Raw genomic sequence first — 15583 nt, forward strand, 5'->3', positions numbered from 1 at the left:
CCCTTCCTCTCCCTGTTTTTTCATTAACTTCGGGGGCTTTTGGGGCGTCGTAGAGGTTGCCACTCCAGGCGCGTGCCCGATCTCCAAAGCCATTCCAAAGGGCCGTACAGATAATATTTGAACCATACGCGGAAAAAGAGGCATTGGATGGCAAAGACTGCTGCTCCGGCACACATGGATTCCAGTGCATTCCATCGGGGAGCCAACCCGAGACCCCATCCGAACATGAAGAACGTCAGGATGAGTGTCTGGCTGACGTAGCAGGTGAGGGTGGCTTTGCCGATGGGAGCCAGCAGACGTATCATGCGGGTAGTCTTTCCAAGGCCGCTCAAGCAGGCCAGGGAACAGACGAATCCGGCCGAGTAGAGCAGGTTGGCCCAACTTGTCGTCAAATCGACAAGGTACCTATCTATTTCGGTAGATGTCACATGGGGCATGGGTATTACGGTAAGGAAAATCCAGCATGCCAAGAAGATGCAGGCGGCATTGCGGAACATGCGTGTGCGTGTTCCCAGGTTTTCGAAAAACCTCATTTTACCGCACCAAAGTCCCAGGATGAACATGGCGATGGTTTGAATGCCGCGAGGACTATTGACGAGAAAGGCCCATTTGCCCTCTTGTCCGTAGATGAAATTCCACTTGATGGTTGCGATTAGGGAATTTCCGGCATACACGCTTTCCCGGGAGGGGGCGGTCATATGGTCATGGAGCAGAAAGAATCCGTTGTAGGTGTGTTCCGGTGTCCAGTCCGGAGAGATCAATCCATGAATGATATCTAATATGAGGGGTAACCTGGCTGTAAGGACGAGTACCAGAGCAAGCAGAATCCATGATCTGACGGAATACAATGGGATGAGCAGAAGCCCCAGAACGGCGAAGACGGTCAGGATGTCTCCGTCGTAGAAGAGACAGTGAACCAGACCGATGCAGAACAGCAGGGCCAATCGCCAGATAAATTTACTCCGGAAGTCCACACCGGCTTTTCCGGCTCGGTCCAGTTGCAGAAAAAAACTCATCCCGAACAGGAAGGCGAAGAGGAGAAATGCTTTGCTGACCAGAAAGGTGGAATAGACGAACTCGGCCCAGCGGTTGACTTCCCCAAGCCATCCGTCCGGACAGGGCGGATAGACGTAAAGGTTGAAGTGGTCGTGCGCATGAACGAGTACGATACCCAGCAGGGCCAGCCCCCGGAGTGCGTCCAAAAAATCAATGCGTGGCAGACGTCCGTCCGGAGAGTTCATGGAAGAGCAGTGTTCAGACGCTGGATGTGGCAAGTGAGGCGCAGATGCCGGCAGCGGTGGAGCGAGCCCAGGCATCGGCTTTCAGGATCGGTTCCAGGCGTCCCATGGGGTCAATTGGATCATGGGCGTTCATGACCTGGCCGACGACGTCCCAGATTTGAGTGAATCCGAGACGGCGGTTCATGAAGGCTTCGACGGCGATTTCGTTGGCTGCGTTCATGACGGCCGGCATGGTTCCGCTGAGTTCCCCCGCCCGGCGGGCGAGTGTCAGCGCCGGGAAAGCGTCTTCTCGTGGTGCTTCGAAAACGAGGCTGCCAAGTTGGCGGAAATCCAGCGGAGTGAGGGTATTGGAGACTCGATCCGGCCAGGTGACGGCATACTGGATCGGGAAACACATATCGGATTCGCTCATTTGGGCGATGACGGAGCCATCGACGTATTCTACCATGGAGTGAACGATGCTTTGGGGATGGACGATGACGTCCACGCGGTCCATTGGAATATCGAAAAGCCAGCGGGCTTCGATCATTTCCAGCCCCTTGTTGAACATGGTGGCGGAGTCTATGGTTATTTTGCGTCCCATGTTCCAAGTGGGATGTTGCAATGCCTGTTCCAGAGTGACGGAGACAAGGGCGTTTTTATCCCAAGTGCGGAATGGTCCTCCGGATGCCGTCAGAATGAGGCGCGACACCTGGTCGGGGCCTCTGTGATCCACCTGCAGGCACTGGTAGATGGCATTGTGTTCGCTGTCTACGGGCAAGACGTTGATACCGGCCTTGCGAGCGGCGGTCATGACTACTTCTCCAGCCATTACCAGGATTTCCTTACTGGCGATGGCAAGATCTTTGCCGGCTTCAATGGCGGTTAGTGCAGGTTGTAATCCTGCTGTGCCGATAATGGAGATCAGCACCATATCGGCTTCTTCTGTACGAGCCAGTTCACAGAGTCCTTCTTCCCCTGTGAAAATCGTGACGTCCGGGGAGATTAATGCCGCCAGTTCCTCTTTTTTGGTAGCATCGAAAAGGGCTACCCTCTTGACTCCCGTTTCATGAATTTGTTCTGCCAGGGCTTTGACGCTTGAACAGGCGGCAAGCCCGACGACTTCCATGCGGTCGGGGATGTCGCGGGCGACTTTGAGGGCACTGGTCCCGATGGATCCTGTCGATCCTAAGATGACTACTCGTCGTTTGCGCATGACTGGGGGCATCCTGCCCGAATGCATCCGGTTTGACAAGTAGCCATACGGAAATTCTGCCCTATTCCGGTATTTATATGTGCTGTATCGCATGGACGGGGGTAAAAATAGATTCGTGAACAGACCGACAACTTAGTGCCAATTTACCCGAGTCCCAAAAAAATGATTTTTTACTGAAAGGTGTCGGTGTTCACATTCGTAGATTGCTTTAATATGAATATTAAACATGTAACAATGACCGTTTTGGCGGTTCTTTGTCTGGGGAGTGTTTCCATGGCGGCTCCGACTCCTGTTATCCTGATCGGCGTTGATGGCTTCAGTGCCGAAATGTATAACAAGTACAAGAAAGATCTGCCCAATCTGACGGCGTTGGAGAAGAGCGGTGCATCTACCACGGAGATGCGGAGCGTGTTGCCTTCTTCAAGTGCCATCAACTGGAAGTCGATGCTTTCCGGTTCGCCGACGGAACTCCATGGTTTTACGAAATGGGGTAGTAAGTCTCCGGAACTTCCTTCTCGGGAAATTGGCAATTACGGACAGTACCCAGGTATTTTCGGTATTCTTCGTGACCAGCGGCCAACTGCCGTGACTGGATGTTTCTACGATTGGGAAGGTATCAAGTATTTGATGGAAGAGGATGCTATTTCCGAATCCAAGAACGCCAAACCCGATGAAATTGTCAAGTTGACGGAGTCGTTCCTGAAGCGGAACCCTCAGTTTATTTTTATCCATCTGGACATTACCGATGGCGCCGGGCACAAGTATGGCTGGGAAAGCAAGGAGTATGAAGAAGCCTGCAAGACGGCGGACAAGGTAGTGGGAGAGCTGGTTCAAGCTGTCAAAAAAAGTCCGATGAACGGGAAAATGGCTATCTTTTTCGCTTCCGACCATGGCGGTAAAGGCAAAAACCATGGAGGAATTACATTGAGCGAAGTCAGAACTCCCTTCATCATGGCTGGCCCCGGGATTAAGAGAAATGAAAAGATCACGGACAGTACGATGGTATATGATATCACTGCGACGATTGCCAAATTGCTTGAACTCAAGCAGCCTCAAGTCTGGACGGGCCGCCCGATCGAACAGGGCCTTTTGAAGAAATAACGCCTTATTTTTTCTCCTTCTGCTTCGGACAGTCCTCTAATCGGCTTGTCCGGAGCGGGGGGACATGCTAGGTTTCCCTCCGGATGGATCTGTTCAGTTTGAATGATGAGCCGGAGGAGCAAGAGAGCAAGCCCGGCGATGCTTTGCCCCCGATGCCTCTTGCTGCGAGGATGCGTCCCCGTACCTTGGAGGAAGTGGCGGGGCAGAGGCACGTATTGGCCCCGGGTAAGTTGCTTCGGAGGGCGATTGAAACGGACAGATTTACATCTCTGATCCTGTACGGCCCTCCCGGTGTGGGGAAGACGACTCTGGCTTCGGTTATTGCCAGAACGACGGATTCGTTTTTCGTCATGCTCAACGGTGTGGAGTCCAATGTGGCCGAAGTGAGGGAGCGCATTGCCCAGGCGCAAATGCGGATGAGTGTCCAGGGAAAGAAAACGATTCTTTTTGTAGATGAGCTTCATCGCTTCAACAAAGCTCAGCAGGATGTCCTCCTTCCTTATTTGGAAAAGGGAACTGTGCGTTTTATTGGAGCGACGACGGAAAATCCTTATTTTGCGATCAATTCCCCTCTTTTGTCTCGCTCGCAGGTGTTCCCCTTGGAATCCGTTCCCTCCGATGATCTGAAAGCCTTGCTCGTTCGTGCCTTGAGTGACAAGGAACGAGGACTGGCTTCGTTCAACCCGGTTGTGGATACTGATGCTCTCGAACACTTGGCTGCAATGGCGGATGGCGATGTCCGCAAGGCGTTGACGGCACTGGAAGTCGCTGTTCTATCGACGTCACCCGGGCCGGATGGTACGGTTCATGTCGATTTGGTTGCAGCCGAAGAATCCATCCAACGGAAGGCGATTAAATACGATCGTGCAGGAGACGGGCATTACGATACGATTTCGGCTTTTATCAAATCCATGCGTGGCTCCGATCCCGATGCCGCCCTGTATTGGCTGGCAACAATGCTGGAAGCCGGAGAAGATGTCCGGTTTATTGCCCGGCGTATCGTCATTGCCGCCTCGGAAGATGTAGGTCTGGCGGATTCGAATGCTTTGCGCGTTGCCATTGATACCGCCCGGGCTGCAGAGATGCTCGGCATGCCGGAAGCCCGCATTCCTCTGGCCCATGCCGCCGTTTATCTGGCGACCGCCCCCAAGAGTAACTCTGCCTACATGGGCATTGCCGCCGCTCTGGAGGATGTGAGACATGGGGCGACTCTGGCCGTCCCGGAACATTTGAGGACGCCGACTCGAAAAAAACTGGCTGCAGCCGGAGGAACCGATGAAGCAAAAATGCAATATCTTTACGCCCACGACTTTCCGGAAGGTTATGTTCCACAGGCTTATTTGCCTGAAGGCCGCCACTATTATACGCCAACGACCAACGGGCTTGAACAGCGGATTGCCGAACGGATGGAACACCGCCGCAAACTCGCGGAGGAAGCTTTGAAAAACATGAACGCCGGCAGAAAGAAGTGAATGCCGGAGAGGAGAGTCCTGCCGGGCAGGGGAAACCGGGTATTGCTTTTGCCTCCGAAATGAGGTAATGACAACGACTTCCCCGGATTACCTTCCGGTTGTGGTTTCCGGGAATAGCTCCTTCGATTTTATCACATATGTCCTTTACTCTTCTAGCGCGGGATCCCTCCAGTTCAGCCAGGTGCGGTCGCCTGGTCCTTCCCCATGGCGTTGTGGAAACTCCCATTTTCATGCCGGTAGGAACGCAAGGTTCCGTCAAAACCCTGCATCCCGATGATCTGGAGGCTCTGGGAGCGCAGATTATCCTTGGCAATACCTACCATCTTTGTCTTCGTCCAGGGGATGTCCTTGTTCGCGAAATGGGGGGGCTGCATCGGTTTATCGACTGGAACAAGCCTATCTTGACGGATTCCGGAGGGTTCCAGGTCTGGTCCCTGGCCAAGCTTCGCAAGATTACCGAAGAAGGAGTCCGGTTTTCCAACCATCTGGACGGTGCATACATGATGCTTAGCCCGGAGAAATCCATGGAAATCCAGGCCAACCTCGGCAGCGATATCGCGATGCTTTTCGACGAGTGCCCCCCTTATCCCTGTGACCGTAAATACGCTGAAAAATCCCTGGGCTATACGCTTCGCTGGGCCAGACGATGCAAGGCGTGGATTGAGGAATATAAACCGCGTTCGGGTGATGGACGCCAGCACCATTTCGGAATTGTCCAGGGATCTATCTATGAGGACTTGCGCCGGCAGTGCGCCGAGGAATTGGCTGCCATGAACTTCGACGGTTACGCGATCGGAGGGGTTTCGGTCGGCGAGCCGGAAGAAGAAATGCTCCGTGCCATTGATCATGCGGTCCCCTGGTTGCCGGAGGACAAACCCCGTTATGCGATGGGGCTGGGCACGCCTCCTCAGATTCTGGAAATGATCTCCCGCGGGGTGGACATGTTCGACTGCGTGATGCCAACTCGTTTGGCACGGCACGGTGTTGCCCTGACTCCCGATGGTCCCATGCATATCAAGAACCAGAGATGGGCTGCGGATACCCGCCCGATCGACCCGGAAGGACACCCGTCGGTGGCTCGTTTTTCCCGGGCGTATGTCAGGCATTTGTTCAAAGCGGGTGAAATACTCGCTTTAAGGTTGCTTTCTTTCCAAAATCTTGAATTCTATCTGCGGATGATGGCGCAGGCGCGTGCTGCCATAGTGTCCGGAACCTTCGGCTCCTTCAAGGATGCCTTTATCGCGCGCTACAAAAATAACGAAATCTCATGAATCATATCTTAGCACAAGCCGCTGTCCTGGCACAGGCCTCAGCTTCGGAACAAGCATCTAGTGGTGGTATCCATCCGGTTATTCTTATCGTAGTCATGGCCTTGTTGTTCTGGGTACTCCTGATCCGTCCCCAGCGCAAAGCCCAGAAGGAACAGCAGGAACGTCAGAACAGTCTGAGAAAAGGCGACAAAGTCATTACCAGTGCCGGTATCCATGGCTCCGTCATTTACGTGGATACCAATACGGTGACTGTCCAGGTGGCCGAAGGGGTGAACATGAAGTTTGAAAAGAGCGCTATCGTTCACGTCATCAAGAAGGACGCCGAACTTAAGCAGGATGACAAGAAGTAATCCTCCAGCAATCATTTAATCAATCTTGAGGCCGGTTCGCATGGGCGAGACCGGCCTTTTTCATTTGATGCTTCGGCTGGCGGAATTGCACGGATAGGATAGGAACAAATTTTGCTTTTTATGCAACCCTCCTTCAATTACGGTGTTTACGAAAACAAGAGCATGAGGAATCAACTGATGAAAAATCGTGTCGTCTGGAGGCTGTCTGTTGTCATCCTGGCTTGTTGCGGGCTTTTGCCGGCTCTGGGGGATGACGTTCCTGGCCCTCCGCCGCCGCCCTCCCGTGCCGACCGATTGGCCCAGTTGTTGATGATCAGGGATATCATCTTGAAAAAATACGATACTAATGGCGATGGCGTTATTGATGCCGGGGAAAAGAAAATCCTGCTCAAGGATGCGGAGGAGAATCGCCAGGAAGCTCGCAGGAAGTTCATTGAAAAATTTGATTTAGACAAAGACGGCAAACTTTCCGTTGAAGAGAAGAAGAAACTGCACGATCAATTTAAACAACAAAGACAGGCAGCCGAGGTGCATTTTCGCCAGGAAGACCGGAATGAAGCGGGAACAGCCGGGAAAAAGACTCATCCCCGTCCCGTCGGAGAAAATGGCCGGGATGTGTTGCCTCCGCCCCCTATTCCCCGGATTGTTGTAGAAAATTCGCACAAGAAAAAGTTTTTGGTCAGGCCTTCCTTGTTTTTACTGGCTCAATCGTTGATTCTGAAGAAGTATGATTCCGATGGCGATGGTGTGTTGTCCCGGGATGAAGTGGATGTCGTGATTAGAGATTCTCGCAAATTGTACGCTGACAAGGCGAAAGCCATGCTAGCCCTGTATGATAAGGACGGTGATGGCCTTTTGAGCGATGAAGAACGAAAAGCGGCTCTTGAGTCCATTCGCCGGATTCGTGAGAAACAGGAGGATGATAGTGCCGATATGGATGACATTGACCTGTTTATTCAAGAAACCTACGATACGGAGTTGATGGAAAGCCTGGAGGAAGGTTATACCTTGCTTCAAACGGAAGAAGAGGAAAACGAGTAAATTCCCGGTTGCCTTTCCTGAGAAGGGATTGCATAGTAATGTCCATGTCTCGGGAAGAGGAAGAGTTTCTTCGGTATCTGCTGGTGGAAAAGCAGGCTAGTTCGCATACGCACGAAACGTATACCCGGTCTTTGCGATTGTTCCGGGAATGGATGGGGGAACGTTTTTCCTCCTGGCAGGCATGTTCGGCAGATGACTTCCGAGGATGGCTGATGACTGGTTTGATGGGGGAAAAATCGTCTGCAACGTTGCGATTGCGTTTTTCCGCTTTGCGCTCGTTATTCCGTTTCCTGTTGAGAAGAGGGTATGTGGAGACCAACCCGATGGCTGAAGTGTCCCTGCCTAAAAAACACGTCCAGTTGCCGGTTTTCCTTTCCATCGACCAGATGCTGGAATTGTTGGAATTGCCTTACCGTCTGCCTCTGTCTCCGTCGTCTCCCGACTGGCTGCCCTATCGTGATGCGGCAGTGCTTGAATTGTTTTATTCCTGTGGTTTGCGGCTCAGCGAGCTGGTGTCTCTTGATGTCAGAAGCGTCAATCACAACCGGAAAATTCTGCGAGTGACAGGCAAGGGAAACAAGCAGCGTATCCTCCCCGTCGGAGATCCCGCCCTGGCGGCGTTGGATGAATATGTCCGTCGCGCCCATTTGCCGGAAACATCCCCCCTCTTCATCTCCCGACTCGGGAAAAGGCTGAGTGGTCGTTCTGTGGAACTTCTTTTGAAAAAGTACGTTAAGGCATCATCAATTCCCTTTGATATCTCTCCTCACAAACTGAGACACACATTTGCGACGCATATGCTGGATGCCGGGGCGGACTTGCGCTCCGTTCAAGAACTTCTGGGGCATGCATCTCTCTCTACAACGCAAATCTATACCCATGTGACGCGATCCCGGCTGGCGGATGCGTATCGTATGGCGCATCCTCGTGCATCCATATGAATTTCATCCCTGAATTGACATTTGTAGCCTATCTTCTGATGTCTCAGGCGAGTCCAGGGCCGGATCAAACGCTGGTAACCCGGACGAGTCTTGCCCATGGTCTGAAGGCAGGAGTGGCTGTTTCGCTCGGTATTGCTACGGGAGCCATTTTTCAGGCTGCCTTGGCTTGTACGGTCGGCTCGGCTCTTTTACAGAGTGCATGGGGCAGTTTGTTTTACTATTTGGCCGGTTGCTGGATGGTGTATCTTGCATGGAAAATTTGGCCGAAGAAAGGAGCCTTTGTTGGTGGCGATGCGACGGAAGAAGCGGAAGAGCCGTCCCTTTCCCGCTGGGGGTTGTACCGCGATGCCATGATTTGCAATGTGACTAATCCCAAGTGCACATTGTTTTTCATGTCCCTCTCCGCTCCCTTGCTGAATGTCCCCCATAGTGCGGGGTATACCGTGTTTGTCGTGGCTCTGACCGTTGTGACGTGTGCCATTGGATGGATTTTGTGGGCCTGGGCTTTCCAGTGGGCGCCTGTTCGGTGCTTGTATGCGAAGTATACGGTGGCGATCGATCGGATATTTGCTTTGGCTCTGCTTCTTTTCGGTCTTTTGTTATTTACTTCAAAGTTGTTTATGGACAACAACTAATGGTTATTTTGAATCTGAGGTCAGGAAAAAACAAAAACTCAGCTATTGACAAAGCTCCGAGAATAGACGATACATTCGCACCCGCTCAGGAACTGAACACTTGTGTTGCAATTGCTGTAACATGGGTGGGCGGACAACATCTTTCACTATAATTGATATGGCAGTAGCAATCAGACTCACCCGTCAGGGCTCCAAGGATCGCCCGTACTACAAAATCGTCGTCACGGATAGCCGCGCTCGTCGCGATGGTCGTTTCATCGAACAGGTCGGATCTTACGATCCGATGAAAGAAGGCGTTAACTATACTATTGATCTTGCCAAGGTTGATTCTTGGATTTCTAAGGGTGCCCAACCTTCTGAAACGGTGGCATCCATTATTGACAAGACCCGCAAGCAGGGTTGAGTCAAGTTTATTATGTTATTTTGATTTTTTGTGTAAACAAGCCTGCTCGGGAAACCGTCGCAGGCTTGTTTGCATTTTCCTCTTATGAGAAATTGAATAGTTGAGGAAAGATGGCTTTTTGACGAGTTGCCGAAAAAAAGCAAGGGCGAACTACAGGCCGTAAAACTCTAGAAGATATTCTTTGATACCGTTTGTTTCCGGTGTTTCGGGGAGAGTTGAATGTTCAAATGCTTCAATCATTTCTTTGTTCTTATCGTCGATCATTTTCAGAAGTTCTTCGTATTTGTATTGTCCGTTCCTGATGGATAGAAGGAAATCTCGATCTTGGGATCGATTGACGAAAATTCTGCCTTCCCGGGCGATTTCGATAGCGGTTTCCATGATGCGGAATGTATGCATCATGTTCTTGGTATCATAATATGTTCCCGAAACAATGGTATTGCAGTTGGTAATGAAGCGCTTTTCATTCCGTTTTGCCAGCCATTCCTGATACTCCCGATATTCCCGGCAGTGTCTGGCATATTCCTGAAAGTTGATGGAGATATATCCGACGATTTTGCTTTCGGAGGGTACGGATGTCAGGATAACATTATCCCTTGTCTTGGAAAAAATACCCTTGGAAGGGTATTCATAGATGCAATACATGTTTTCCGCATGATCAAGCTTGCATAGTGCCAGAGTCTCTTGAGTTGCTTCGGGATGAGTGTGTCTATATTCCTCAAACCATTGGCGGAAAGGATAGGTATATTGTCTGTCCAGAACATATGAGAATTCATCCAATCCTTTGCATCTCTCGACTGGATGAACTGCTTTTTTGTTGATACTATTTGCTTTTTTGACCTGCATGTAAGCATATTGTCCATAAGTGTACCGGCATTTTTTAGAGAGAATGGCTATGTTGTTCATCATCTCGTCAAACAAGGGATGCCTGTATTTGGTGCAATCTTTCTCCGTGTACAGCAGTTCCAGAGCGGAAGGCGTGTTGTCGCAGAGTTGGCTGAGGTATTTTCCCAATTCCGTAAACAGGATGTCGGACTTCTGATCTTGAACGACCTCCCGATATTGTCGCATCAAATAATTCTTGATGGGAGCCTGATAAACTCCTCGAATATCAAGATCAGAATCACGGGTATTCAATCCATAGGCATGGCTTCCGCCTATACAGTGTAGGAGTGTATGAGCGCTTATGTTGGATAGAGTAATGTTAGATAGAATATTCTTCATGCCTGCTATGGGCGTGATTTCATGCTTCTCGGCGGGAGCTTCCGCTGAAGGCGAATAGGGTCAGAAGTCCCCAAAATCCGCAGATGATGTAAGTCCATGTCTTGATATTGGCGAGTTTGGCCTCTTTTTCTTCAAGTGCCTTCTGCATTTTGTAATTAGCCTCGCGATTGAGGATATCATATTTATTTTGGAGCTTTTTCTGCTGGAGGGCGAGGTCGGTTCGTTTCTGCAGGAGGGGAGAGCTGACTGAGGGAACTGGGTTTTTTGTATGTTGGAAAGAGGTTGTTTCGTCCGCCTCCTGTTGGATGGAAGAGAGATTGTCGATCTCTCTGGAGATCTCCTGCTGGTTTCTGTTGTTTTTTGCCTGGAATGCCCTGTAGGTCTTTTCGGCTTGTTCGAGTTGGAAGATCAGTTTGTTTTCCTCTTTTTCCTGAATCTTCTTCAATCGGTCATGTTTTGCGTTCATATTGGCGACGAGCCTGGCTTTCTGTGCCGGCCAGTTTGGATTTACCTTGCTGGCATGGGAGACATTGTTTTCCCTGCGTTCCCGGTTGAAGATGGCTTCTCTGTCTTTGGCTATAGTAGCATCCAGTTCGCCGCGGAGGGATTGGATCTTGTCATTGAGGTTTTCCTGAAGCTTTTTGTATTTTTTGTCGACGAGGAGGCGATGTTCGTCCAGAGACTTTTGTTTTTGGATGAGTTTTCCCCGTTTGCCCTGGATGGCTATCTCCTGAATATTGCGTTGTTCGACGAATTCTTCTTTTTTTTCGGCCAATGCTTTGTCGAGTTTCAGGATTTCATCGTGGACGCGTTTCATATCGGAATCGATGCGTTCCAGGTCGCTTCCTGCTTGTCGGATTTTTAGTTGAAGCTCGGGAATGCCCGCTTCTTTCCTGTAGGATTCGTGGAACCAATAGCCAAGTCCCCCGGAGATGAGCAACAGGAGAAGGAGTATAAATCTCATATCGTCCTCATTAAAGGACTAATGAGGCTCAGGATTCAAGCTGAAACCCTGAAGATAGCGGCATTTTTGTATTTTATCGGGAAAATGCGAGGCTGTTTACGCATTGACACAGGCGGCAACTTTGTTGCGATCCGTTTCGACGGTTTCAAATTCGGAGGTAACGGCGCAACTGCCCATGGGAACATTTTCATTGCGGAATTCCATTTTGCTGAAAATTGTACTGCGAGCCGAAGTGTGGAATTCCCTGGCTCCCGTTTCCGATTCAATTTGAGCGATGTTGGTCTCCCTGACTCCGCATCCCGGCATGACGATGATGCGGTCTCCTGCTTGCTGTACGAGGCGGGAGATCATGGGAATGCCTTTGACGGCGTCGGGTTGCTGGCCCGAAGTCAGTACTCTGTCGCATCCCAGATCAATGAGTTGTTCCAGAGCCTGGAATGGATCCCGGCAAACGTCGAAGGCCCGGTGGCAGGTGACGGAGAGGGGGCCGGCTGCTTCCTTGAGGCGTTTCATCAGGGGCATGTCGAGATCTCCCTCTTTGGTGAGGCAACCGAACACGACTCCTTGGATGCAGAGCTGGCGGCATATTTCGATATCGTGCAGCATGGAGCGGATTTCAGCCTCTGTATACAGGAAATCTCCTCCACGCGGACGGATGATCACATGGATAGCGATATGGTTGACCAGTTCCCGGGTTGTCAGGATTTCACCATAACTGGGTGTTGTCCCGCCTTCCGGGATTCCGGCGCAGAGTTCGACGCGAGCGGCTCCTCCCAATTCGGCTTCCAGACAACTTTGGGCGGAATTGGCGCAGATTTCGATGATTCTTGGCATGGCTCTTGATAGCGTTCGTGTGATTTTCAGGGACGGAGAGAGGAATAGTAAGCAAGGATGGCAGATTCTCCAATTGCAGGATGGCGAAATGATTCCGAGGAATGAATGGTGATGTCCCATGGAGTACCGGGGCGGGTGGAGGCCCGGGCTAACTGGCGTGCTGTGTACTTGTCGTATTTGTTCCAGATACTTTCAAGGAAAGCCTCTATTTGATCGTCATGTTCGAGGGGCGATTGCCGACGGCTGGTATGTTCGATAGGATGGCAGAATCCTTGTTCCTTGTATTCGTGATAGAGGGTAGGCAGAACGGGCCCGTTTTCCCATGCTTCGGTGGATTCGTTCATAAGGGGGATACCGAAGTCGCGCAGATATTCGTGGCAGGCCAGGACTGACAGGTGAATTAACTTGGCTGGCGTCAGGGGCCTGTCAATGGACTCTGCCTTGGTGATGAACCAATAGGCGAGTTTTTGAGATGTGATGTTCATACGGGAAGAAGAAACTTGGGAAGATAATTGCCCTGCCTGCCGGAAGCGAGGGGAAGGGCTTTTGGAATTTTCTATCATGAATATCTTCAGGATGATTGCCATTTCTCAGACATAATCGTTCTGGCGCATTTCTGCCCGGAAAAGAATACGAAGGAAGAAAGAGCAGGCGTTGAACGACCGGAGAGGTGGATATGTCTATTCCGTCAAGATAACCGGAGAAAGAAAAATGACGATGGAATGGTTCAATCAAATCTTGTTCGGAAATATGGAATCAGTAGGGCAACTCATTTTGAGGATTACTCTTGCAGTTGTATTGTGGCCTCATGGCGCCCAGAAAGTGTTGGGCGCGTTCGGCGGTGGCGGATGGAGCGGCACCTATGAGGCATTTACCCGGAATATGGGCATTCCTGCTCCATTGGCTGTTGTGGCCATGCTGACGGAATTTTTGGCTCCTGCAGCTCTTGTCCTGGGATTAATGACACGTCTTGCCGCCCTGGGGTGTGCTATTCTGATGCTGACGGCCATGCGTCTTCATGTCCGGAATGGATTTTTCAGCAATTGGTCCGGCAAGCAGGCTGGGGAAGGAATCGAGTATCACATCCTTTTTGCAGGAGCTGCACTTGCCTTGTGCCTGACTGGTCCGGGAGCTTATTCTATGGATGCATGGCTTGCGTCATTGTAAGAAGCAGGGGCAGGACTTAGGGTTTCGTGATATTTATGGAAGCTTTGTCCGGCCACGGTACCGGGGTTCCGGCTGGAACCCCGAATGCATTTCCGGCCTTATAGGTGGGCATTTGAGCATTGCGCTCTTTGAGCAGTTTCGTCATGGTCGATGCCATGGAGCGCACGCGATCGGGATATTTCTTTGCCAGATTGTTGGTTTCGCTGATGTCTTCTTCAATGTTGAATAGTTCGAACTTCTGGGTCGGATGCCAGTAGATCAGTTTCCAATCCCCTTGCCGGATGGCGGAGAAGGGTGAATAACAACTGTGGTTTGAGGCTCCTTCTCCCCAGATGTTGGGAGTATGGAAGAGCAGAGGGCGGTTCTGGGCGGTTTTTTGTCCCTTCAAGAGCGGCACGAAACTGATACCGTCTATCTTTTGTTCCGTGCGGGGATTCCTGACCCCTGCCATTTCCAGAATGCTCGGGAAGAAGTCTTCTACAATGACGGGAGTATCGGTTCGGGAACCGGCTTTGGTGACACCCGGCCAAGAGACGATCATCGGTTCTCGGATGCCTCCTTCCCTTCCGGAGCCTTTACCGAATGAAAGAGGGAAGTTGGCGAGCTGGTTGCCCAGTCGTCCGCTAATGGCAAGGCCGCCGTTGTCTCCCATGAAGAGGATGATGGTGTTCTTGTCCAGATTGTTGGCCCGGAGGTAGTCCATGATGTCTCCCAGGCTCTTGTCCATGCCTTCGATGAGGCCGGCATACCGTTTTTCATTGTCCGACCAGGGTTTGCCGTCCTTGGGATCCTTATAGTTGTCGGCAAAGCGTTTGTCATACCCTCTTTGATCGAATGGAGCATGGATGGCGTAATGCGACATGTAGAGGTAGAAGGGTTTCTTGGCAGTATTCGGATCCTTGCGGATGGCATCCAGCCTGCTGAGTGCTTCCCGGGTGAGTGCTTCCGTGAGGAAGGTATCGTTTTCGTAATAATTATTTTCGTCGAGTCCGCAAACGTGGAAGGGCCCTTTCCCGTATTTCTGGGAGCCCCTGTAGTCGGCGGGGCCACCGATTTCCGTGCCGGCGATGTTGAAGTCAAAGCCGAAGTTGAGCGGATCCGCCCCGGGGGTGTCGCGCGTACCCCAGTGGGCCTTGCCGCAGTGGATGGTTGTATAGCCCTGTTGCTTGAGGAGGAAGGGGAGACCGGTTGCTGCCACATAGGGCTTTTTCATTGTGTAGGAAATAGGCTCTCCCGTGAGCGGCTTTTTGGTTTTTCCGCTGGGTTTGGTGCCGGCGGGCTGGATGCCGTTGATATTCCAATCACCGGGGGGAAGTACGACCGGACTGGAAGCATCCGTACTGACGTCGCGCTGAAGGGTCCAGTTGGTGACTCGGTGGCGGGCTGCATTCATACCGGACATCAGGCTGACACGTGTGGGAGAACAGACGGGTTGTGCGTAGGCATTGGTGAAGACCATGCCCTGCTGCCCTAGTTTTTCCATATTGGGGGTTCTGTACCGTTTGTTGAGGAAAGTCTTTTTGGGCTTACCCTGCTTGTCGTACCAGAAAGGGAGCGATGTATCCTGCCATCCCATGTCGTCAACGAGGAAGAAAATGATATTGGGCTTTTGCCGTGTAGATGAGGAATCCCGGGTTTGTGCGAGGGAGGGGAAATTTGCAAAGACGAGTACAAATGTCAGGAGGGAGGTAAATAATTTCATGACGGCGCCGGGAACGGTTACTAAGGAAACATATCAATTGAT

At 51.3% G+C, this 15583-nt stretch carries 16 protein-coding genes; 9 read left to right on the forward strand and 7 right to left on the reverse strand.

All coding sequences use genetic code 11. The features are described from left to right. Positions 1–23: 23 nt before the first annotated feature. Together QET93_RS06215 and dxr are read right to left on the reverse strand one after the other, a co-directional pair. A complete protein-coding gene (locus tag QET93_RS06215) occupies positions 24–1241 on the reverse strand; it encodes a DUF418 domain-containing protein (protein ID WP_280125490.1) in 1218 nt (405 codons plus the stop codon). A 13-nt stretch (positions 1242–1254) separates the two neighbouring features. Continuing rightward, on the reverse strand, positions 1255–2436 hold the full coding sequence (gene dxr, locus QET93_RS06220) for a 1-deoxy-D-xylulose-5-phosphate reductoisomerase (protein WP_280131779.1): 1182 nt from the start codon (positions 2434–2436) through the stop codon (positions 1255–1257). Between the two features lie 213 nt (positions 2437–2649). On the opposite strand from dxr, the gene QET93_RS06225 reads away from it, so the two are divergent. The 8 genes from QET93_RS06225 to rpsP all read left to right on the forward strand — a co-directional run bounded on the left by QET93_RS06225 (position 2650) and on the right by rpsP (position 9650). Further along, positions 2650–3537 carry an alkaline phosphatase gene (locus QET93_RS06225; RefSeq protein WP_280125488.1) on the forward strand — a complete coding sequence of 296 codons (888 nt, stop codon included), beginning with the start codon at positions 2650–2652 and terminating at the stop codon, positions 3535–3537. Positions 3538–3620: 83 nt separating this feature from the next. Further along, positions 3621–5009: a replication-associated recombination protein A gene (locus tag QET93_RS06230; protein ID WP_280131780.1), complete on the forward strand. Its 1389-nt coding sequence runs from the start codon at positions 3621–3623 to the stop codon at positions 5007–5009. A 137-nt stretch (positions 5010–5146) separates the two neighbouring features. Next, on the forward strand, positions 5147–6280 hold the full coding sequence (gene tgt, locus QET93_RS06235; protein ID WP_280125486.1) for a tRNA guanosine(34) transglycosylase Tgt: 1134 nt from the start codon (positions 5147–5149) through the stop codon (positions 6278–6280). Then, positions 6277–6630, forward strand: coding sequence for a preprotein translocase subunit YajC (gene yajC, locus QET93_RS06240; RefSeq protein ID WP_280125485.1), 354 nt, complete (start codon positions 6277–6279; stop codon positions 6628–6630). The genes tgt and yajC overlap by 4 nt, the downstream gene beginning before the upstream one ends. Before the next feature lie 120 nt (positions 6631–6750). After that, entirely contained in the window at positions 6751–7671 is a 921-nt protein-coding gene (locus tag QET93_RS06245; RefSeq protein WP_280131781.1) for an EF-hand domain-containing protein, read from the forward strand. A 44-nt stretch (positions 7672–7715) separates the two neighbouring features. Then, positions 7716–8612, forward strand: coding sequence for a tyrosine recombinase XerC (locus QET93_RS06250; protein ID WP_280125483.1), 897 nt, complete (start codon positions 7716–7718; stop codon positions 8610–8612). Continuing rightward, entirely contained in the window at positions 8609–9247 is a 639-nt protein-coding gene (locus QET93_RS06255) for a LysE family translocator (RefSeq protein ID WP_280131782.1), read from the forward strand. Before QET93_RS06250 ends, QET93_RS06255 begins: the two co-directional genes overlap by 4 nt. 157 nt (positions 9248–9404) lie before the next feature. Then, positions 9405–9650 (forward strand): 30S ribosomal protein S16, encoded by a 246-nt coding sequence (rpsP, locus tag QET93_RS06260; RefSeq protein ID WP_280131783.1) that lies wholly within the window; start codon positions 9405–9407, stop codon positions 9648–9650. Positions 9651–9800: 150 nt separating this feature from the next. Here rpsP and QET93_RS06265 read toward each other — a convergent pair whose 3' ends face one another. From QET93_RS06265 to QET93_RS06280, 4 genes are all read right to left on the reverse strand, one after another. Continuing rightward, entirely contained in the window at positions 9801–10874 is a 1074-nt protein-coding gene (locus QET93_RS06265) for a nucleotidyltransferase domain-containing protein (protein ID WP_280131784.1), read from the reverse strand. Between the two features lie 19 nt (positions 10875–10893). After that, positions 10894–11838 (reverse strand): hypothetical protein, encoded by a 945-nt coding sequence (locus tag QET93_RS06270; protein ID WP_280125479.1) that lies wholly within the window; start codon positions 11836–11838, stop codon positions 10894–10896. Between the two features lie 96 nt (positions 11839–11934). Beyond that, entirely contained in the window at positions 11935–12672 is a 738-nt protein-coding gene (locus QET93_RS06275) for a copper homeostasis protein CutC (protein WP_280125478.1), read from the reverse strand. Positions 12673–12698: 26 nt separating this feature from the next. Then, entirely contained in the window at positions 12699–13157 is a 459-nt protein-coding gene (locus QET93_RS06280) for a type II toxin-antitoxin system antitoxin SocA domain-containing protein (protein ID WP_280125477.1), read from the reverse strand. A 265-nt stretch (positions 13158–13422) separates the two neighbouring features. Here QET93_RS06280 and QET93_RS06285 point away from each other — a divergent pair, with 265 nt between their 5' ends. Continuing rightward, entirely contained in the window at positions 13423–13839 is a 417-nt protein-coding gene (locus QET93_RS06285) for a DoxX family protein (protein ID WP_280131785.1), read from the forward strand. Positions 13840–13855: 16 nt separating this feature from the next. Here the strand turns inward: QET93_RS06285 and QET93_RS06290 are convergent, their stop codons facing one another. Further along, positions 13856–15541: a sulfatase gene (locus tag QET93_RS06290; RefSeq protein WP_280131786.1), complete on the reverse strand. Its 1686-nt coding sequence runs from the start codon at positions 15539–15541 to the stop codon at positions 13856–13858. Positions 15542–15583: the final 42 nt, after the last annotated feature.

Origin of the sequence: Akkermansia sp. N21116, from assembly GCF_029854705.2 — a bacterium.
Taxonomy (GTDB): domain Bacteria; phylum Verrucomicrobiota; class Verrucomicrobiia; order Verrucomicrobiales; family Akkermansiaceae; genus Akkermansia.